19 protein-coding genes are annotated in these 20,716 nt (G+C 54.9%); 16 read left to right on the top strand and 3 right to left on the bottom strand.

The genetic code is table 11. The features are described 5' to 3' along the window. Positions 1–163: 163 nt before the first annotated feature. A complete protein-coding gene (gene queG, locus ACREYP_RS19965; protein ID WP_166993296.1) occupies positions 164–1,303 on the bottom strand; it encodes a tRNA epoxyqueuosine(34) reductase QueG in 1,140 nt (379 codons plus the stop codon). On the opposite strand from queG, the gene nnr reads away from it, so the two are divergent. From nnr to ACREYP_RS19890, 15 genes are all read left to right on the top strand, one after another. Continuing rightward, a complete protein-coding gene (gene nnr, locus ACREYP_RS19960; protein ID WP_336818301.1) occupies positions 1,302–2,813 on the top strand; it encodes a bifunctional ADP-dependent NAD(P)H-hydrate dehydratase/NAD(P)H-hydrate epimerase in 1,512 nt (503 codons plus the stop codon). The genes queG and nnr overlap by 2 nt on opposite strands. A gap of 4 nt (positions 2,814–2,817) precedes the next feature. After that, positions 2,818–3,279, top strand: coding sequence for a tRNA (adenosine(37)-N6)-threonylcarbamoyltransferase complex ATPase subunit type 1 TsaE (tsaE, locus tag ACREYP_RS19955; protein ID WP_008453617.1), 462 nt, complete (start codon positions 2,818–2,820; stop codon positions 3,277–3,279). A 13-nt stretch (positions 3,280–3,292) separates the two neighbouring features. Beyond that, on the top strand, positions 3,293–4,630 hold the full coding sequence (gene amiB, locus ACREYP_RS19950; RefSeq protein ID WP_166993302.1) for an N-acetylmuramoyl-L-alanine amidase AmiB: 1,338 nt from the start codon (positions 3,293–3,295) through the stop codon (positions 4,628–4,630). A gap of 9 nt (positions 4,631–4,639) precedes the next feature. Beyond that, the gene (gene mutL, locus ACREYP_RS19945; protein ID WP_336818303.1) at positions 4,640–6,517 is read left to right on the top strand and encodes a DNA mismatch repair endonuclease MutL; all 1,878 of its coding nucleotides are present in this window, start codon (positions 4,640–4,642) and stop codon (positions 6,515–6,517) included. Further along, positions 6,510–7,454 (top strand): tRNA (adenosine(37)-N6)-dimethylallyltransferase MiaA, encoded by a 945-nt coding sequence (miaA, locus tag ACREYP_RS19940; protein WP_336818304.1) that lies wholly within the window; start codon positions 6,510–6,512, stop codon positions 7,452–7,454. Before mutL ends, miaA begins: the two co-directional genes overlap by 8 nt. Before the next feature lie 101 nt (positions 7,455–7,555). Beyond that, positions 7,556–7,867, top strand: coding sequence for an RNA chaperone Hfq (gene hfq / locus ACREYP_RS19935; RefSeq protein ID WP_008453608.1), 312 nt, complete (start codon positions 7,556–7,558; stop codon positions 7,865–7,867). Between the two features lie 75 nt (positions 7,868–7,942). Further along, positions 7,943–9,223, top strand: coding sequence for a ribosome rescue GTPase HflX (gene hflX / locus ACREYP_RS19930; protein WP_008453606.1), 1,281 nt, complete (start codon positions 7,943–7,945; stop codon positions 9,221–9,223). A gap of 210 nt (positions 9,224–9,433) precedes the next feature. After that, positions 9,434–10,693, top strand: a complete 1,260-nt coding sequence (gene hflK, locus ACREYP_RS19925; RefSeq protein ID WP_008453604.1) for an FtsH protease activity modulator HflK — start codon at positions 9,434–9,436, stop codon at positions 10,691–10,693. A 2-nt stretch (positions 10,694–10,695) separates the two neighbouring features. Then, positions 10,696–11,700, top strand: coding sequence for a protease modulator HflC (gene hflC, locus ACREYP_RS19920; protein ID WP_008453602.1), 1,005 nt, complete (start codon positions 10,696–10,698; stop codon positions 11,698–11,700). A gap of 62 nt (positions 11,701–11,762) precedes the next feature. Continuing rightward, positions 11,763–11,960 (top strand): DUF2065 domain-containing protein, encoded by a 198-nt coding sequence (locus ACREYP_RS19915; protein ID WP_008453600.1) that lies wholly within the window; start codon positions 11,763–11,765, stop codon positions 11,958–11,960. A 102-nt stretch (positions 11,961–12,062) separates the two neighbouring features. Continuing rightward, positions 12,063–13,361 carry an adenylosuccinate synthase gene (locus tag ACREYP_RS19910; RefSeq protein WP_008453598.1) on the top strand — a complete coding sequence of 433 codons (1,299 nt, stop codon included), beginning with the start codon at positions 12,063–12,065 and terminating at the stop codon, positions 13,359–13,361. A gap of 177 nt (positions 13,362–13,538) precedes the next feature. Further along, complete coding sequence (gene nsrR / locus ACREYP_RS19905; protein WP_008460383.1) at positions 13,539–13,964, top strand: nitric oxide-sensing transcriptional repressor NsrR; 426 nt, start codon at positions 13,539–13,541, stop codon at positions 13,962–13,964. Between the two features lie 38 nt (positions 13,965–14,002). Beyond that, on the top strand, positions 14,003–16,450 hold the full coding sequence (gene rnr / locus ACREYP_RS19900) for a ribonuclease R (RefSeq protein ID WP_336818305.1): 2,448 nt from the start codon (positions 14,003–14,005) through the stop codon (positions 16,448–16,450). Between the two features lie 118 nt (positions 16,451–16,568). After that, complete coding sequence (rlmB, locus tag ACREYP_RS19895) at positions 16,569–17,300, top strand: 23S rRNA (guanosine(2251)-2'-O)-methyltransferase RlmB (RefSeq protein ID WP_008460387.1); 732 nt, start codon at positions 16,569–16,571, stop codon at positions 17,298–17,300. Positions 17,301–17,408: 108 nt separating this feature from the next. Continuing rightward, positions 17,409–19,043 (top strand): isovaleryl-CoA dehydrogenase, encoded by a 1,635-nt coding sequence (locus ACREYP_RS19890; protein WP_336818306.1) that lies wholly within the window; start codon positions 17,409–17,411, stop codon positions 19,041–19,043. 15 nt (positions 19,044–19,058) lie between these two features. On the opposite strand, the gene yjfN is transcribed toward ACREYP_RS19890, so the two are convergent. Together yjfN and bsmA are read right to left on the bottom strand one after the other, a co-directional pair. Then, entirely contained in the window at positions 19,059–19,334 is a 276-nt protein-coding gene (yjfN, locus tag ACREYP_RS19885; RefSeq protein ID WP_008460389.1) for a DUF1471 family protease activator YjfN, read from the bottom strand. A 157-nt stretch (positions 19,335–19,491) separates the two neighbouring features. Continuing rightward, positions 19,492–19,821, bottom strand: a complete 330-nt coding sequence (bsmA, locus tag ACREYP_RS19880; protein WP_008460390.1) for a biofilm peroxide resistance protein BsmA — start codon at positions 19,819–19,821, stop codon at positions 19,492–19,494. A 166-nt stretch (positions 19,822–19,987) separates the two neighbouring features. On the opposite strand from bsmA, the gene yjfP reads away from it, so the two are divergent. After that, entirely contained in the window at positions 19,988–20,716 is a 729-nt protein-coding gene (yjfP, locus tag ACREYP_RS19875) for an esterase (protein ID WP_008460391.1), read from the top strand.

Raw genomic sequence — 20,716 nt, 5'->3', positions numbered from 1 at the left:
TTCCTCGCGTCTTCTACAAATGTAATATTTATTACACCAATATTTTAATGCATTGATAATTAAAGTATTAATTTAGTGTCGAAATATTAATGTAATGCTTGCAGAAATTTTGACACTTGAATGACAACGTGTTTTTGAATGTTATGCACACGCTGTGGACATATCACGCGTCGCGCGGAAGCCCTTTCTCAATCACCCTCACCAGACGCTGTTTCTTCGGTAACTGAACCTCAACGGCCTGCTCGCTTCGTCTGGCTAATTGTTGCGCAATCGCCCATTCAATGTGCTCATCCAGAAGTGGGTGCTCACCTTGTCTCTGTTCAAGCGCGGCCAGATTCGCCTCATCCCAGGGCGCGTTGCCCAGCGCAACGGCGATATTACGCAGCCAGCGAAGGTGGCCAATGCGACGGATCGCTGAGCCTTCGGTCACGCGCAGGAAGTGCTGCTCACTCCAGGCAAACAGCTCGATCAACGGCGGAGAATGGAGTGCCTTACGAGGGCTGAAGTCATCTTCTTCGCTAAGCTGCGAGTAGCGGTTCCACGGGCAGATTAGCTGGCAGTCATCGCAGCCGTAGATGCGGTTGCCGATAAGCGGCCGGAATTCTTCCGGGATTGCACCTTCAAGTTCTATGGTCAGATAGGAAATACACCGCCTTGCGTCCACCGTGTAGGGCTCGACGATGGCGTTGGTCGGGCAAAGGGTCATGCAGGCTACACAGCGGCCGCAGCCCTCCTCAACGGGGGAATCAATCGGCAGCGGAATGTCGACCAGCAATTCGCCGAGGAAGAAGAACGAACCCGACTCGCGATTAAGGATTAGTGAGTGCTTACCTGTCCAGCCCAGCCCGGCTTTTTCGGCCAGGGGGCGCTCAAGAAGCGGCGCGGAGTCAACAAAAGGTCTAAAATTCAGCGTGGAGCAGTGGGACTGAATCATTTCCCCCAGCTTTTTTAAGCGGTTACGCAAGACTTTATGGTAATCACGGCCCAGCGCGTAGCGGCTGACGTAACCTAGCTGCGGGTTTTTCAGCGTTGAGGCGAAGGCGGCGTTGGTTGGAAGGTAATTCATGCGAACGCTAATGACCCTAAGCGTACCGGGCACCAGTTCGTGTGGGCGTGCGCGCATCATGCCGTGCCGGGCCATCCAGTCCATTTCACCGTGATATTGCTTGTCGAGCCATTCCTGCAGCTGCGGCTCGCTGGCGGTGAGATCGGTATCGGTAATACCGACCTGCTGGAAGCCAAGATCTTTGCCCCATTGTTTAATGCTTTGCGCTAACTGATTGTAATCGAGGGGCTGTGACATGACGGACCATAACCTGAAAAAGTACGTCAAAAGTATACCACATTCGGTCTGGCCGGCAGACTGGCTGCGTAATGCTGAAAAAGACGCCGCCGATAGCCTGGGCATTACGCTTTATGAACTGATGCAGCGTGCCGGTGAAGCGGCATTTCAGATTGCCCGCACGCGTTATCCTGACGCTCGCCACTGGCTGATTGTCTGTGGGCACGGAAATAACGGCGGGGACGGGTATGTCGTTGCCCGGCTGGCGCAGGCGGCTGGTTTTCAGACAACGTTGCTGGCGGTAGAAAGCGATAAGCCCTTGCCCGAAGAAGCCGCTCAGGCGCGTGAAGCGTGGCTTAATGCGGGCGGCGTTCCGCACGATCCCGATAAAATCTGGCCCGCAGGCGTTGATTTGATTGTTGATGCCTTGCTGGGCATTGGCTTAAGTAGCGCGCCGCGTGAAGGTATTGCTCAACTGATTGAGCATATAAACGATCACCCTGCACCGGTTGTTGCGTTGGATATTCCTTCTGGTCTGCTGGCAGAAACGGGCGCTGTGCCCGGCACGGTGGTTCAGGCGGCGGATACGGTGACGTTTATCGCACTCAAACCAGGTTTACTCACAGGGAAGGCGCGAGATGTGGTTGGTAGATTGCACTATGCCGCTCTGGGGCTTGAACCCTGGCTCGAAAGGCAGATCGCGCCCATTTCCCGGTTTGATGTTCAGCAGCTTGCCGGGTGGATTAAACCGAGGCGGCCGACTTCGCATAAAGGGGATAACGGGCGGCTGGTACTGATTGGTGGCGACAGCGGCACTGCCGGAGCCATTCGTATGGCCGGCGAAGCTTCGCTTCGTGCAGGCGCGGGTCTTGTTCGGGTACTTACTCGTGCTGAAAACGTTGCGCCACTGCTTACCGCTTGCCCTGAGTTAATGGTTCATGAGCTGACGCCACAATCGCTTGATGAGGCTCTGGAATGGGCGGATGTGGTGGCCATTGGGCCAGGGCTTGGGCAGCAGGAATGGGGCAAGAAAGCGCTGCAGAAAGTCGAAAACAGCCGTAAACCGATGCTTTGGGATGCGGACGCGCTTAACCTTCTGGCAATCAACCCGGATAAACGTCAGAATCGCGTGATTACGCCTCATCCCGGCGAAGCAGCACGGCTGCTAAATTGCGCTGTGTCACAAATTGAGAGTGACCGCTTACTTGCAGTAAGGCGTTTGGTCAAACGTTATGGCGGAACCGTGGTCTTAAAAGGTGCCGGCACGCTGGTTGCCAGCCACGATCGGCTGGGCGTTATCGACGTTGGCAATGCCGGGATGGGAAGCGGTGGAATGGGGGATGTGCTGTCGGGGATCATTGCCGCATTGCTGGCACAGAAGCTTACCCCTTATGATGCTGCCTGTGCAGGCTGCGTGGCCCACGGCGCGGCGGCTGATGTTTTAGCTCGCCAGCGAGGCATGCGCGGCATGCTGGCAAGCGACCTGCTTTCAACGCTTTATCTGTTTGTTAACCCGGATTTGAATACCTGAAGCCATGATGAATCGAGTTATTGCATTACCTGAAGAAGCGGCAACGTTAGCGTTGGGTGAACGCCTGGCACAGGCCTGTGAGGGCGCGACGGTGATTTACCTTTATGGTGACCTCGGCGCGGGCAAAACCACCTTTAGCCGTGGTTTTTTACAGGCCCTGGGGCACAAGGGCAACGTTAAAAGCCCAACCTATACATTAGTTGAGCCATATCAGCTTGATAACCTGATGGTTTATCACTTTGACTTGTATCGTCTGGCAGACCCCGAAGAGCTTGAGTTTATGGGGATCCGTGACTATTTCACCAACGACGCAATTTGCCTGGTGGAGTGGCCGCAGCAGGGGACAGGTGTGCTCCCGGACCCGGATGTCGAAATTCACCTGAGCTACGAGGCGCAAGGTCGCGAAGCGCGCATTGCCGCCGTTTCCTCATCTGGTGAAGCGTTACTGGCGCGGTTAGCCAAATAGCAAGGATGACGGGATGATCTATCGCGTGAAAGGTTGGTTGATGGCTGGATTCCTGCTGCTGTGCTGTGCACAAGCGGGGGCGGCGGCGCTGTCTGATATTCAGGTTTCCAACGGTGAAAATCAGGCACGTATCACTTTTAGTTTTATGGGCGACCCGGAATACACTTTTTCACAGGATAATAAGCGAAGCGTTGCGCTGGATATCAAACAAACCGGCGTGATTCGCGGACTGCCTTTGCAGTTTAGCGGCAGTAATCTGGTGAAAAGCATTAGCGCCGGACAGCCAAAAGACGATCAATCTTTGCGCCTGGTCGTCGATTTAACCCAGCCTGGTAAAACCCGCGCGGTGAAACAGCAAAACGGTGCCAACTATACCGTTATCTTTACAATCAACGCTGATGCACCTCCACCTCCACCTCCACCACCGCCGCCGGTTGTGGCTAAGCGCGTTGAACCCGTTGCCCCCGTTCAGGCTCCAGATCCTGCCCGTAATCCCTTTAAGCCTCAGCAGGTCACCGGCGTGATAGGTTCTAATACCGTGACTCGCCCGGCGGCTCGTGCAAAAAACAGTGGCCCGTCGGATACCGTTGTGGTCGCCATTGATGCCGGTCACGGCGGTCAGGACCCCGGTGCGATTGGCCCCGGCGGCACGCAGGAAAAGAACGTCACTATTTCTATCGCGCGGAAGCTGAAAGCCCTGCTGAATGATGACCCGATGTTCCGCGGCGTACTGACTCGCGATGGAGATTACTTTATCTCGGTCATGGGGCGTTCAGACGTAGCGCGTAAGCAGAATGCAAACCTGCTAGTGTCTATTCATGCGGATGCAGCGCCGAATCGCGATGCCACGGGCGCATCCGTCTGGGTGCTTTCTAACCGCCGTGCAAACAGTGAAATGGCGGGCTGGCTGGAGCAGCACGAGAAACAATCTGAGTTGCTGGGTGGTGCGGGAGATGTGCTGGCAAATAGCCAGGCCGATCCCTACCTGAGCCAGGCTGTGCTGGATTTGCAGTTCGGTCATTCTCAGCGCGTCGGGTATGATGTCGCGACCAAAGTGCTGGCTCAGCTGCAGCGCGTAGGCTCTTTGCATAAGCGCCGCCCGGAACACGCGAGCCTGGGCGTGCTGCGTTCACCGGATATTCCTTCTCTGTTGGTTGAAACGGGCTTCATCAGCAACAGTTCCGAAGAGCGCTTGCTTGGCAGCGACTCTTACCAGCAGCAAATAGCTCAGGCCATTTATGAGGGGCTGCGTAACTATTTCCGCGAGCACCCGCTGCAGTCTGCTCCATCGAATGAGCAAACTGCCCGTAGCCAACTGGGTTCGCCGCAGCAGGTCGCGGTGACCAACTAAGGAGATAACATGCCGATTCAGGTTCTGCCGCCGCAGCTTGCGAACCAGATCGCCGCTGGCGAGGTTGTAGAGCGCCCTGCGTCGGTAGTGAAGGAGCTGGTTGAGAACAGCCTTGATGCCGGGGCCACGCGCATAGATATCGACATTGAACGTGGTGGCGCGAAGCTCATTCGTATTCGGGACAACGGCTGCGGTATCAGGCAGGAAGAGCTGGCGCTGGCGCTGGCTCGCCACGCCACCAGTAAAATCGCTTCACTTGACGATCTGGAGGCCATTATCAGCCTCGGGTTTCGCGGCGAAGCGCTGGCAAGTATCAGCTCCGTTTCCCGCCTGACCCTGACATCGCGTACCGCAGAACAAAATGAAGCCTGGCAGGCCTACGCCGAAGGGCGTGACCAGGCTGTGACGGTCAAACCAGCCGCGCACCCCGTTGGAACAACGCTCGAAGTGCTCGATCTGTTTTACAACACGCCTGCGCGCCGTAAGTTCATGCGCACCGAAAAAACCGAATTTAATCATATTGATGAAGTGGTACGCCGCATTGCGCTGGCGCGGTTCGATGTTTCTATCACGCTTAATCACAACGGCAAAATGATCCGCCAGTACCGTGCCGTACAGGAAGGTGCGCCACGCGAGCGTCGCCTGGGGGCCATTTGCGGTACGCCGTTTCTTGAACAGGCGCTGGCCATTGAGTGGCAGCACGGTGATTTGACGCTACGTGGCTGGGTTGCTGAGCCTTCTGCAACCACTTCGGCCCTGGCGGAGATCCAATATTGTTATGTTAACGGGCGCATGATGCGCGACCGCTTAATTAACCATGCGATTCGCCAGGCCTGTGAAGACAAACTGGGCGTGGATCAGCAGCCAGCCTTTGTGCTGTATCTGGAGATCGATCCGCATCAGGTGGACGTTAACGTTCACCCTGCGAAGCATGAGGTGCGTTTCCATCAGTCACGGCTGGTGCATGACTTTATTTATCAGGGCGTGATAAGCGTACTTCAGCAGCAGGGTGAGAACGCCCTGGCGCTGGAAGAAACGGCGGAAACGCCCGTTGAGCGCTGGCAGCCGGAGAACCGTGTTGCCGCCGGGCGCAATCAGTTTGCCACGCCAGCCGTCGCGCGTGAGCCCCGTGAGACTGCGCCAAGGCAGATTTCGTCTACATCTGGCAGCGGTGGTCGTCCAGCCGGGGTCGGAGGTACGCCCCTTTGGCCACATGCAGCGGCTGGCTATCAAAAGCAGCAGGGTGCCCTTTATCATCAGTTGCTTGAGACGCCTGAGGTCGAGCCAAAACCTGTCACTCGTGCTGAAGAGCCGGCTGCGTTAGAGGGCCACTCGCAAAGTTTTGGCCGGGTGTTAACGGTTTTACCGCCGGATAAAGCTTTGCTGGAGCGACAGGGCAAACTTTCGCTGCTTTCGCTGGTGGTGGCCGAACGGTGGCTAAAACAGGCGCAACTGGCGCCGGGGAGTGAAGGTCTGCGTGCTCAGCCGCTGCTGATTCCACTCCGGCTGAAAGTCAGTCGCGAAGAACATGACGTATTGGTTAAATATCAGGCGCTTTTGAAAGAAATGGGCATTGAGTTTGATACCGATGCCCGGCAGATAACAATTCGCACGGTACCTTTACCTTTACGGAAACAAAATTTACAAATCTTGATTCACGAACTGCCAGGATACCTGGCGCAACAGGCGGACGTTTCGGCGGGCCAGCTGGCTTTGTGGATTGCTCGTCATTTGGCAAGCGATCACGAACAGTGGAGTCAGGCTCAGGCGATCACCCTGCTGGCAGACGTTGAACGTCTTTGCCCGCAGTTGGTGAAATCACCCCCCAGCGGTTTATTGCAACCTGTTGATTTACAATCGGCGATGAACGCCCTGAAAGATGACTGAAGATAAAAAAAGGCCACAGGCGATTTTTTTAATGGGGCCAACGGCCTCAGGTAAGACGGCACTTGCTATTAATTTGCGTAAAACTTTGCCGGTAGAGTTGATAAGCGTAGATTCGGCCCTCATCTATCGTGGAATGGATGTCGGTACCGCTAAGCCAACGGAACAAGAGCAAGCCCAGGCGCCTCACCGGTTACTGGACGTACTTGACCCGGCTCAGGCGTACTCTGCGGCAGATTTTCGCCGCGATGCGCTGGCCGAGATGGCTGAAATTACCGCCGCCGGGCGTATTCCGCTGCTGGTCGGTGGGACTATGCTCTATTTTAAAGCGCTGCTGGAAGGGCTTTCGCCACTGCCGTCGGCGGACCCGGAAGTCAGGGCAAGAATAGAGCAACAGGCGGCAGAGCAAGGATGGAATGCGCTGCATCGTCAACTGGAGGAAATCGATCCGGTTGCCGCTGCCCGGATTCATCCAAATGATCCGCAAAGGCTTTCCCGGGCACTGGAAGTTTTTTTCATTTCGGGTAAAACTTTAACGGAACTGACGCAAACGTCAGGAGAAGCTCTGCCGTATCAGGTGCATCAGTTCGCCATCGCCCCGGCGAGCCGTGAACTGCTCCATCAGCGAATTGAGCAGCGTTTTCATCAGATGTTAGCTTCAGGTTTTGAAGCAGAAGTGCGGGCGCTTTTTGCTCGCGGAGATTTGCATACGGAGATGCCTTCCATCCGTTGTGTGGGCTACCGCCAGATGTGGTCTTATTTGGCCGGTGAAACGTCATACGATGAAATGGTTTATCGAGGTATTTGCGCGACGCGTCAATTGGCTAAGCGCCAGATGACCTGGCTGCGTGGTTGGGAAGGTGTTCACTGGTTAGACAGTGAAAAACCTGAGCAGGCATACAGCGAAGTGCTACAGGTTGTTAGTGCGAAGCATGGGTGAATGTGTACAATTGAATCGTCAGCGTGCGCAAATTTTTACGCAGTTTTTCAGAGCTAATCGCTCTTGAGTGACAAACAACAAACATATAAGGAAAAGATAGAATGGCTAAGGGGCAATCTTTACAAGATCCGTTCTTGAACGCACTGCGTCGTGAACGTGTTCCAGTTTCTATTTATTTGGTGAATGGTATTAAGCTGCAAGGTCAAATTGAGTCTTTCGATCAGTTCGTGATCCTGTTGAAAAACACGGTCAGCCAGATGGTCTATAAGCACGCGATTTCTACCGTTGTTCCGTCTCGTCCGGTTTCTCATCATAGCAATAACACCGGCACCGGCGGTTCTGGCGGCTACCATCACGGCGGCAGCGCGCAGGCTGGTTCTGCGCCGCAACAAGACAGCGAAGAAACCGAATAAGGTTGCTTGCTGTTTTCCCGGTCGGGGGACCAGTTCAACTGCGTTCCCCGCTGGTCTTTTTGAGAGGTTATACGCTTGTTTGACCGTTATGATGCCGGTGAGCAGGCGGTACTGGTTCACATCTATTTTTCGCAAGACAAAGACATGGAAGACCTGGCGGAGTTTGAATCCCTGGTCTCTTCAGCCGGTGTCGAAGCGCTGCAGGTGGTAACCGGTAGCCGCAAGTCCCCGCACCCAAAGTATTTTGTTGGTGAAGGCAAAGCCGTTGAGATTGCCGAGGCCGTTAAGGCCACTGGGGCGTCGGTTGTGCTGTTTGATCATGCGTTATCGCCCGCCCAGGAACGTAATCTGGAAGCCCTGTGCCAGTGTCGTGTTATCGACCGCACCGGGTTAATTTTAGATATTTTTGCCCAACGTGCACGTACCCATGAGGGTAAATTGCAGGTTGAGCTGGCCCAGCTTCGCCATTTGGCTACGCGCCTGGTACGCGGCTGGACTCACCTTGAGCGCCAGAAAGGCGGGATCGGTTTACGTGGTCCAGGGGAAACCCAGCTCGAGACGGACCGTCGTCTGCTGCGCAATCGTATTATGCTGATCCTTTCGCGGTTAGAGCGCGTAGAAAAACAGCGCGAGCAGGGACGGCGTTCACGTAATAAAGCCGATGTGCCGACGATTTCATTGGTGGGTTACACCAACGCCGGTAAATCCACGCTATTTAATAGAATTACCGCGGCCGATGTTTATGCCGCGGATCAGCTATTTGCCACACTCGATCCTACACTGCGCCGTATTGACGTCGCCGATGTGGGCGAAACCGTGCTGGCAGATACTGTCGGTTTTATTCGCCACCTGCCTCACGATCTGGTAGCGGCGTTTAAGGCCACTTTGCAGGAGACACGTCAGGCCACGCTGTTGTTACACGTGATTGACGCGGCCGACTTCCGGATGCAGGAAAACATTGCAGCAGTCGATACCGTACTGGAAGAGATTGAGGCGAATGAAATCCCTACGCTGTTGGTCATGAATAAAATCGATGCGCTGGATGAGTTTGAGCCGCGTATCGACAGGAACGACGAGAATGTGCCGATCCGCGTCTGGCTTTCCGCACAGACCGGTGCCGGTGTCCCACTGCTTTTCCAGGCTCTGACGGAGCGTTTGTCTGGTGAAATTGCGCAGCATACGCTGCGTTTACCCCCTCAGGCAGGGCGTTTGCGGAGCCGTTTTTATCAGCTTCAGGCAATAGAAAAAGAGTGGACAGAGGAAGACGGATGCGTGGGGTTAGAAGTTCGTATGCCTATCGTGGACTGGCGTCGCCTCTGTAAACAAGAACCGGCACTCGCGGATTACATCGTTTAGATGTCATCAGACTGGTTCATATACCCTAAATAATTCGAGTTGCAGGCAGGCGACAAGGCCGAGAGTTCCCAGGAGCATAGCCTAACTATGTGACTGGGGTGAGCGGGCGCAGCCAACGCACCTGCGGCTTGAAGTATGACGGGTATAAATGTCCTGAAGACTATTTCCCCCTCGGGGGATATCACCGCACAACAAATATGGAGCATAAACATGGCGTGGAATCAGCCCGGTAATAACGGACAGGACCGCGACCCGTGGGGAAGCAGCAAGCCTGGCGGCGACTCTGGGGGTAACAAAGGAGGGCGCGATCAGGGGCCACCTGATCTGGATGATATCTTCCGCAAGCTGAGTAAAAAACTCGGCGGCCTTGGCGGCGGGAAAAGCGGTGGCAGCGGCGGTGGTAATGCATCGCAGGGGCCGGGCAATCCTATTGGCGGTCGAGTGGTCGGTATTGTGGCTGCAGCCGCGGTCATTATCTGGGCCGCAACCGGGTTCTATACCATTAAAGAAGCCGAACGCGGTGTTGTGACCCGCTTTGGTAAATTCAGCCATCTCGTTGAGCCGGGTCTGAACTGGAAACCGACGTTTATCGACAGCGTTCAGGCAGTGAACGTTGAGTCGGTACGTGAACTTGCGGCGTCCGGTGTGATGCTGACTTCTGACGAAAACGTCGTGCGCGTTGAGATGAACGTGCAGTACCGCGTGACCGATCCACAGCGCTATTTGTTCAGCGTGACCAGTGCAGATGACAGCCTGCGTCAGGCCACTGACAGCGCACTGCGGGGCGTTATCGGTAAATACACCATGGATAAGATCCTCACCGAGGGGCGTACCGTAATTCGTAGCGATACCCAGCGTGAGCTTGAAGAAACCATCAAGCCTTACAACATGGGTATCACGCTGCTGGACGTAAACTTCCAGACGGCACGTCCGCCAGAAGAAGTTAAGGCCGCCTTTGATGATGCGATTGCCGCTCGTGAGAACGAACAGCAGTACATTCGTGAGGCAGAAGCTTACAGCAACGAAGTACAGCCGCGTGCAAACGGCCAGGCTCAGCGTATTCTGGAAGAAGCGCGTGCATATAAAGCACAAACCGTTCTGGAAGCGCAGGGTGAAGTGGCTCGCTTCGCTAAGATGCTGCCAGAATATAAAGCCGCACCGCAGATTACTCGTGAGCGTCTGTATATCGAAACCATGGAAAAAGTCCTTAGCCACACCCGTAAAGTGCTGGTTAACGATAAAGGTGGCAACCTGATGGTGCTGCCGTTGGATCAGATGTTGAAGGGCGGCGCTCAGCAGCCGGCCGCGAAGAGCGATAACAGCGCAGCGAACAATTTGCTGCGTCTGCCGCCGGCGTCCAGCTCAAGCAGCAGTGCCAGTACCTCTTCGTCCTCCTCGAGTGGCGATATCATGGATCAGCGCCGTGCCAACGCACTGCGCAACGATACCCAGCGCGTAGGGAGTGAATAACGATGCGTAAGTCTTTTGTGGCAGTAATTATCATCGTGCTGGTCGTGATCTACACCTCGCTGTTTGTGGTGCATGAGGGCGAGCGCGGCATTACATTACGCTTCGGCAAAGTCCTGCGTGATGATGAAAATAAACCGGTCGTGTATGAGCCAGGTCTGCACTTCAAGATCCCGTTCATTGAAACCGTGAAAACTCTGGATGCGCGTATCCAGACGATGGACAACCAGGCCGATCGCTTTGTAACCAAAGAGAAAAAAGACCTGATCGTTGACTCCTACATCAAGTGGCGCATTAGCGACTTCAGCCGTTACTACCTTGCCACCGGTGGCGGTGATGTTTCTCAGGCAGAAGTCCTGCTGAAGCGTAAGTTCAGTGACCGTCTGCGGTCTGAGATTGGTCGTCTGGATGTGAAAGACATCGTGACCGATTCCCGTGGTCGCCTGACGTTGGACGTCCGTGATGCTCTGAACTCCGGTTCTGCGGGCACGGATGATGAAGTCGCAACGCCTGCAGCTGACGATGCCATTGCTTCCGCAGCGGCGCGTATTACTGAAGAGACCAACGGTAAAGTGCCGGTGGTTAACCCGAACAGTATGGCGGCGTTGGGTATTGAAGTTGTGGACGTCCGTATTAAGCAGATTAACCTGCCTGCTGAAGTGTCCGAGGCGATTTACAACCGTATGCGTGCAGAGCGTGAAGCGGTCGCCCGTCGTCACCGTTCACAGGGTCAGGAAGAAGCTGAGAAGCTGCGTGCAACCGCAGACTACGAAGTTACCCGTACGCTGGCAGAAGCCGAGCGCGAAGGGCGTATCTCTCGTGGTGAAGGTGATGCTGAAGCCGCGAAGCTGTTTGCTGATGCGTTTAGCCAGGATCCAGACTTCTACGCATTTATCCGTAGCCTGCGTGCTTATGAAGCCAGCTTCCAGTCTAATCAGGACATCATGGTACTGAGCCCGGACAGCGACTTCTTCCGCTACATGAAAACGCCAGCTAATAGCTCACGCTAATCGCTGAGTAATGAGAAAGAGCCGGTTTACCGGCTCTTTTTTTATGCCCGCAAAGGATGATTATGAATTCAACAATCTGGCTGGCGCTTGCGCTGGTTTTGGTACTCGAAGGCCTGGGACCGATGCTTTATCCGCGCATTTGGCGGCGAATGATTCTGGCTATGGCGCAATTACCGGACACGCTATTGCGCCGTTTTGGCGGTGGTCTTGTGGTTGCTGGCATCGTTATCTACTACATGTTGAGTCGCGCCAGTAGCTGAGTGAAATTTATCCGGCAGAAACTGATTTTGTATACTAAAAGGGCTGTTCATCTGAGAAACCGATGGTAGAATCCATTTTTAAGCAAACGGTGATTTTGAAAAATGGGTAACAACGTCGTCGTACTGGGCACCCAATGGGGTGACGAAGGTAAAGGAAAGATCGTCGATCTTCTGACTGAACGGGCTAAATATGTTGTGCGCTACCAGGGCGGTCACAACGCAGGTCACACTCTCGTAATCAACGGTGAAAAAACCGTTCTTCATCTTATTCCATCAGGCATTCTTCGCGAAAACGTCACCAGCATCATCGGTAACGGCGTTGTGCTGTCTCCAGCTGCGCTGATGAAAGAGATGAAAGGTCTGGAAGACCGCGGTATTCCAGTACGTGAGCGTCTGCTGCTGTCAGAAGCTTGCCCGCTGATCCTTGACTACCACGTTGCGCTGGACGTTGCGCGTGAAAAAGCTCGCGGCGCGAAAGCTATCGGCACTACCGGTCGCGGCATCGGGCCGGCTTACGAAGACAAAGTGGCCCGTCGTGGCCTGCGCGTTGGCGACCTGTTCGACAAAGCCACCTTTGCAGACAAGCTGAAAGAAGTGATGGAATACCATAACTTCCAGCTGGTGAACTTCTACAAAGTTGAAGCCGTTGACTACCAGAAAGTGCTGGATGATGCGATGGCGGTTGCCGACATTCTGACCAGCATGGTTGTGGATGTCTCTGACCTGCTGGATCAGGCGCGTCAACGCGGCGACTTCATCATGTTCGAAGGTGCTCAGGGTACGCTGCTGGACATCGACCACGGTACTTATCCGTACGTAACCTCCTCTAACACCACCGCAGGTGGCGTTGCGACCGGCTCCGGCATCGGTCCGCGCTATGTGGATTACGTTCTGGGTATTATCAAAGCTTACTCCACTCGCGTGGGTGCTGGTCCGTTCCCAACCGAGCTGTTCGATGACATCGGCGAATTCCTGTGCAAACAGGGTAACGAATTCGGGGCTACTACCGGCCGTCGCCGTCGTACCGGCTGGCTGGATGCGGTTGCCGTGCGTCGCGCCGTGCAGATCAACTCCTTGTCCGGCTTCTGCCTGACCAAGCTTGACGTCCTGGACGGCCTGAAAGAAGTGAAAATCTGCGTAGGCTATCGTATGCCTGATGGTCGTGAAGTGACCACCACGCCAATGGCTGCGGATGACTGGGAAGGTATCGAACCGATTTATGAAGTGATGCCAGGCTGGTCTGAAACCACTTTCGGCGTGAAAGAGCGCAGCGGTCTGCCGCAGGCAGCGCTGAACTACATCAAACGCATTGAAGAAGTCACCGGCGTACCGATTGATATTATTTCAACCGGCCCGGACCGGACTGAAACCATGATTCTGCGCGATCCGTTCGACGCATAATGATGTCACGGGGTGTGGTTTCACACCCCGTATCGCTTTCTTCCCGCCGCTTTATTCATCATTCCAATCAAATAAATTAGCTGGCAACCATATGGCTGGTTTATCATCAATATGTACCTGCTTTAAGGTACAACTTGCCTTACGCAAAGCGTTTCCCCTCCCACCCATGAGGTTGATGTGCAGTTAACGAGTTTTACTGATTACGGTTTACGTGCTTTGATTTATATGGCTTCTCTTCCCGAAGGGAGAATGACCAATATCTCTGAAGTCACAGAGGTGTACGGCGTGTCCCGTAATCACATGGTGAAAATCATCAATCAACTCAGCCGCGCGGGCTATGTTATGGCCGTGCGAGGAAAAAATGGCGGCATTCGCCTTGGTAAGCCAGCGGAAACGATCCGCATTGGCGACGTGGTGCGCGAGCTGGAGCCGCTCTCATTGGTGAACTGTAGCAGTGAGTTTTGTCATATCACCCCCGCCTGCCGACTCAAACAGGCTTTGGCTGAGGCGGTGCAGAGTTTCCTTCAGGAACTGGACAAGCACACGCTGGCCGACCTGGTGGACCAAAACCAACCGCTCTACAAATTACTGCTGGTGGAATAATCACGATTCCATCTGCGGATGACAACGGAGGACCCGAAATGTCAAAAGATCCTTTCCAGGAACGAGAAGCCGAAAAATACGAAAACCCGATCCCAAGCCGGGAGTTTATTCTCGACCATCTCTCAAAACGTGAAAAACCGGCCAGCCGCGAAGAGCTGGCGGAAGAACTAAAAATCTCCGGTGAAGAACAGCTTGAAGCTTTGCGCCGCCGCCTCCGTGCGATGGAGCGTGATGGCCAACTGGTCTTCACCCGCCGCCAGTGTTACGCGCTGCCGGAACGCCTGGATCTGCTGAAAGGTAAAGTGATCGGCCACCGCGACGGATTCGGTTTCCTGCGCGTTGAAGGAAGTAAAGACGATCTCTATCTTTCATCCGAGCAGATGAAAATGTGTATGCATGGCGATCTGGTACTGGCGCAGCCGCTCGGCGCGGACCGTAAAGGCCGCCGCGAAGCGCGTATTGTGCGCGTGCTGGAGCCAAGAACCGGGCTGATTGTTGGCCGCTACTTTACCGACGCAGGCGTAGGTTTTGTGGTGCCGGACGACAGCCGCCTGAGCTTCGATATTCTGATCCCGCCGGAAGCGCTGATGGGCGCCCGTATGGGCTTTGTGGTGGTGGTCGAGCTGACCCAGCGTCCGACCCGTCGTACCAAAGCGATCGGTAAGATTGTTGAAGTGCTTGGCGATAACATGGATACCGGCATGGCCGTTGATATGGCGCTGCGTACCCATGAAATTCCGCACGTCTGGCCGAAAGAAGTTGAAGCCCAGGTTGCAAAACTGAAAGAAGAAGTGCCGGAAGAAGCTAAAATCGGCCGTGTTGATCTGCGCGATCTACCGCTGGTGACCATCGACGGCGAAGACGCGCGTGACTTTGACGATGCCGTATTCTGCGAGAAAAAACGCGGCGGTGGCTGGCGCCTGTGGGTTGCGATTGCCGACGTAAGTTACTACGTTCGTCCCCCTACGGCGCTGGATAACGAAGCCCGCAATCGCGGGACGTCAGTTTACTTCCCGTCTCAGGTAGTACCGATGCTGCCGGAAGTGCTTTCAAACGGCCTGTGTTCCCTCAACCCGCAGGTTGACCGCCTGTGTATGGTCTGCGAGATGACCATCTCCGCGGCAGGGCGCCTGACGGGCTATAAATTCTATGAAGCGGTGATGAGCTCCCATGCGCGCCTGACCTACACCAAGGTCTGGCATATGCTGCAGGGCGATCAGGAACTGCGCGAGCAATATGCGCCGCTGGTTAAACACATCGAAGAGCTGCATAACCTCTACAAAGTGCTGGAGGTTTCTCGTGCTCAACGCGGCGGGATCTCGTTTGAAAGCGAAGAAGCGAAGTTTATCTTCAACGCCGAGCGCCGCATTGAGCGCGTCGAGCAGACCGTGCGTAACGATGCACACAAACTGATCGAAGAGTGTATGATCCTCGCTAACATCTCGGCGGCGCGTTTTGTTGAGAAGAATAACGAGCCAGCGCTGTTCCGCGATCACGATCGCCCAAGCAACGATGCGATCACCGCGTTCCGTTCGGTGTTGGCTGAGCTGGGCCTTGAGTTGCCAGGCGGGCAAAAACCAGAACCGCGTGATTACGCCGATCTGCTGGAATCTATCGCCGATCGCCCTGACCACGAAATGCTGCAAACCATGCTGCTGCGCTCGATGAAACAGGCGATTTACGATCCGGAAAACCGGGGGCACTTTGGTCTGGCGCTGCAGTCCTACGCGCACTTTACTTCGCCAATTCGTCGCTACCCGGACTTGTCCCTGCACCGCGCCATTAAATACTTACTGGCAAAAGAGCAGGGGCATACCGGGAACAGCACCGAATCCGGCGGCTGGCACTACAGCATGGAAGAGATGCTGCAGTTGGGTCAGCACTGCTCGATGACCGAACGCCGCGCTGACGAAGCGACTCGCGACGTAGCGGACTGGTTGAAGTGCGACTTTATGCAGGATCATGTCGGCCAGGTATTCAACGGCATTATTGCCAGCGTAACAGGTTTCGGTTTCTTTGTGCGTCTGGACGATTTGTTTATCGACGGCCTGGTTCACGTCTCGACGCTGGACAACGACTACTACCGCTTTGACCAGATTGGTCAGCGCCTGATTGGCGAATCCGGCGGGCAGACTTATCGTCTGGGCGACCGCGTTGAGGTTCGGGTGGAAGCCGTGCACATGGACGAGCGCAAGATCGACTTCGCGTTGATCTCAAGCTCGCGTGCGCCACGTGGCGAAGGCAAAACGGCAAAAGACAAAGCGAAGCGAGGCGGAAAGGGTGGTGCGCCATCTAAGCGCCGTCAGGCAGGCAAGCGCGTAAACTTCGAGCCGGACAATGCTTTCCGTAAAGAGAAAGACGGAGCGAAAGCAAAGAAAGAGAAGGCTGGAAAGAAACCGAAGAAAGCCAAAGCGCCGTCTGACAAAACCCGTAAAATAGCCGCAGCAACGAAGGCGAAGCGCGCCGCGAAGAAGCAGGCGAGCTGATATTACCCTCACTCTGACGTATTCCCTCCCGGAAAGGGAGAGGGCCGGGGTGAGGGGCAAAATACAGATTATGAACAAACCAACACGGGCGAACCCTCGTCCGCAATGAGTGATATCGATGAGTGAAATTATTTACGGCATTCACGCCGTCCAGGCCCTGCTTGAACGTGCTCCGCAGCGTTTTCAGGAAGTCTTTATCCTGAAAGGTCGCGAAGACAAGCGCCTGCTGCCGCTGATCCACGCTATTGAAGCACAAGGGATCCCGGTGCAGGTGGCAAATCGCCAGTGGCTCGACGAGAAAGCCGAAGGCGCGGTACACCAGGGTATCATCGCCCGAGTGAAGCCGGGCCGCCAGTATCAGGAAAACGATTTGCCTGACCTGATCGCCGAACACGAACGTCCGTTCCTGCTGATCCTGGACGGTGTAACAGATCCGCATAACCTTGGTGCCTGCCTGCGTAGCGCAGACGCGGCCGGTGTGCATGCCGTTATTGTCCCGAAGGATCGTTCCGCGCAGCTGAATGCGACGGCAAAAAAAGTTGCCTGTGGCGCAGCGGAGAATGTGCCGCTGATCCGCGTCACCAACCTGGCCCGCACCATGCGTCTGCTGCAGGAAGAGAACGTCTGGATCGTCGGCACCGCCGGTGAAGCGGACCATACTCTGTTCCAGAGCAAATTCACTGGCCCGATGGCGCTGGTTATGGGCGCAGAAGGTGAAGGCATGCGTCGTCTGACCCGCGAGCACTGCGATGAGTTGGTCAGCATTCCAATGGCCGGGACCGTTTCTTCTCTGAACGTGTCCGTTGCCACCGGCGTTTGCCTGTTCGAAATCGTGCGTCAGCGCGGTTAAGCCACATCATCTGAATGGGGTGGAAACACCCCGTTTGTGATCCCTCTCCGCGCAGAACCCGCATCTCCGTCCATACTTACTGGCATTGCCACAGATGGAGGGAACAGCATGCGCTGGCAAACTCACACCGTTTTTAATCAACCCAAACCCCTCAGCAACAGCAATCTTTTTCTTTCAGACATCCCGTTGCGAGAAGCTGTCGTCCGTGAAGGGGCTGGCTGGGATGTTGAACTGCTGGCCAGCATCGGCCAACAGCTGGGATCTGCAGAATCTCTGGAGCTCGGCCGCCTGGCAAACATCAATCCGCCGGAGCTGCTGCGGTTTGACGCCAGCGGAGAGCGCTTGGACGATGTTCGTTTTCACCCCGCCTGGCATTTGCTGATGCAAGGCCTGTTTGCTAATCGGGTTCACAACCTGACCTGGCAAGAAGATGCTCGTCAGGGCGCTTTTGTTGCCCGTGCGGCTCGGTTTATCCAGCATGCTCAGGTTGAAGCGGGCACGCTTTGCCCGATTACGATGACGTTTGGAGCAACGCCACTGCTGCTACAGCACTTACCCAAAGTATTTGAAGGCTGGCGCAAGCCCTTGCTGAGCGATCGCTATGATGCACATTTGCTGTCGGGTGAACAAAAACGTGGTTTGCTGATCGGTATGGGAATGACTGAAAAGCAGGGTGGATCTGACGTGCTGAGTAACACGACTCGCGCGGAACCGCTGGCTGGCCGAGGGGCCGGTGAGGCTTACCGGCTGGTGGGGCATAAATGGTTTTTCTCCGTGCCGCAAAGCGATGCGCATCTGGTGCTTGCTCAGGCTAAGGACGGACTGTCGTGCTTCTTCTTACCGCGTATTCTGCCGGACGGCCAGCGCAATGCCGTTCGTCTTGAACGGCTCAAGGACAAGCTGGGCAACCGTTCAAACGCCAGCAGTGAAGTCGAGTTCTGTGATGCCACGGCCTGGCTTATTGGTGAGGAAGGCGAAGGCATTCGTCATATTTTGAAGATGGGCGGATTTACCCGCTTCGACTGTGCGCTGGGGAGTCACGGTCTGATGCGGCGAGCACTCTCCGTGGCCTTGTGCCACGCCCTTCAGCGGCAGGCCTTTGGCAAAACGCTTATCGAACAGCCGATGATGCGTCAGCTACTGGGAAAAATGGCGCTGCGGCTTGAAGGCCAGACGGCTTTTCTTTTCCGTCTGGCGCGAGCGTGGGAGTCGCCAGACAATGCTCTACAGCTGGCCTACAGCCGTTTGTTTACCCCGGCCGCGAAATTCAGCATCTGTAAAGCAGGGATCCCTTTTGTGGCAGAAACGATGGAGGTGCTGGGTGGCGTGGGCTACTGCGAAGAGAGCGAGTTGCCTCGGTTATATCGTGAAATGCCTGTAAACAGCATCTGGGAAGGATCTGGCAATATTATGAGCCTTGATGTGCTGCGCGTGTTCGCCAAACAGCCTGCGGCAATGGAGATGCTGTGCAGCGAATTTGATGAGGTTAAAGGGCAAAACCGGCATTTCGATCGCAGCTGGCGGCAGTTGCAGCAGCGTTTGCGGAAGCCTCAGGAGGAGAGAGGCAGAGAAATTACTCAGCAGCTGGCTAATCTCGCCTGTGGGGCACAATTACTTAAATCACTTTCACCCCCGGCAGCGGAAGCCTGGTGCCGTATGATGCTGGATGAACGGGGAGAATCGCTTTTGCCCGAGCAGGTCATCAATGACGTGCTGCTGCGGGCAACGGGAGGCGTGGCTTAATAAAATCGCGGGCCTTTACGCGTAGAGAATGGCCTGCGCTCGCCAGCTATCGGCCAGAGAGTTTTCCTGCATCTGAATAATGCGGTACCAGGAAGCGCCTTGCTCGTCAGCTTTCAGCGCGATCATACGTTCGACGTCCTGAGGGCTGCCGGCAATGTTATTGACCGAAATTAATCCGATTTCATTGAGGCCCGTTACGCAGTCCGCGCTGGCAAACTCGGCGGACTGCGCCAGAGTCGGAATGAGGCCAACAGATAACAGCAGTGTCGTTAAGGCAAGGGATCGTTTCATTGTCAGTTCCTTATCATTTTACCCCGAAGTTACAGGGCAATCCTTCGCTTACTCAAAGCTGACCCCGCTTCCTGAGGGCGAGGTCCATTGTGCATAAGAAACGATCAAGCGGCGAAAAGCTGTGTAAATATCAATAAATAACGGCTATCGGCCTCGGCTATTTTCGATACAAAATAGCCTGTGAATACCACTGGCCTGGGATAACCGTCTCATCATTCATAATGATGAGATAATAATCGGCTTTTGCTGCTGCGGCTTTCTTCTTAATAATGGCTTCTGAGTCCATCGGAGAGCCACGTACCACGGCGGTCACGGTGCCTATTTTTGTTAATTCCGCAGTCTGAGTGCGCTGTACTTCCTGCGGATAATTCGTCGGCGACGGTGCTGGTTGCGGTGTACCCTGAAGCACGCTGCAGGCGCTGAGTAAGGCTGCCAAAAATAGTACGGATAGCCGTGGCATGATGGTTTCTCGTTTCTTGACGATCATAGTGTAGTTCCGGGTTTGGCCGTGCAAAGGGGGAATGTTCCCGATTTGTTATCTCAGGCGCGCTTTTGGCTGACTTTCGAATGAAAATCGCTAGCTTGATCTCATCGTTACAATAATCCCTAATCTGCGTTACTTTCCCTGATATTTCGCCGGAGGAGAAGAGAAGATGATCGAAATTTATAATGAGCGGTTTGCCGATGTTGAAGTGCTGCACGCAGTCCCTGCCAGAATGAAGCAGTCCCCGCTGCCGACGGTTATTTTCTATCACGGGTTCACCTCTTCAAAACTGGTCTATAGCTATTTCGCTGTGGCGCTGGCGCAGCGGGGATTTCGTGTTGTCATGCCTGATGCGCTCGATCATGGCGCTCGATACAGCGGTGACGCTCACGCTCGCCTGCAGAAGTTCTGGCCGATTTTAAAAAACAGTATTGATGAATTCCCGGCTCTCTATCAGGCATTAATCAACTCCGGCGGTGTTGCTGAGGGCAGACTTGCCGTGGGAGGGGCTTCTATGGGGGGCATGACGGCGCTGGGGATTATGGCGCGGCAGCCTGAAGTCCGCTGCGTTGCCTGCCTGATGGGGTCTGGCTATTTTACGACGCTCGCCCAGACGCTGTTTCCACCTTCGGTGGAGGTACGTGACAAGATTATCGTCAGTCTGAAGGATTACGATGTTGGCGAGCAGCTTGAAGCGCTAAGCAACAGGCCGTTACTGCTCTGGCACGGTGAAGAAGATGATGTTGTGCCCGCCGTCGAAACGTTCAGGTTGCAGCAGGCCCTGGGGGCGAACAAGCTGGATAAAAACCTGACTTGCGTATGGGAAGCGGGCGTCAAACATCGCATTACGCCCGAAGCGTTAGACGCCACAAGCCAGTTTTTTGTCCGGTACCTGTAA

It is taken from the genome of Enterobacter sp. TMH.L2, assembly GCF_050847315.1.
Taxonomy (GTDB): Bacteria; Pseudomonadota; Gammaproteobacteria; order Enterobacterales; family Enterobacteriaceae; genus Cedecea.
This window is presented reverse-complemented; position numbering and strand designations above follow the sequence as displayed.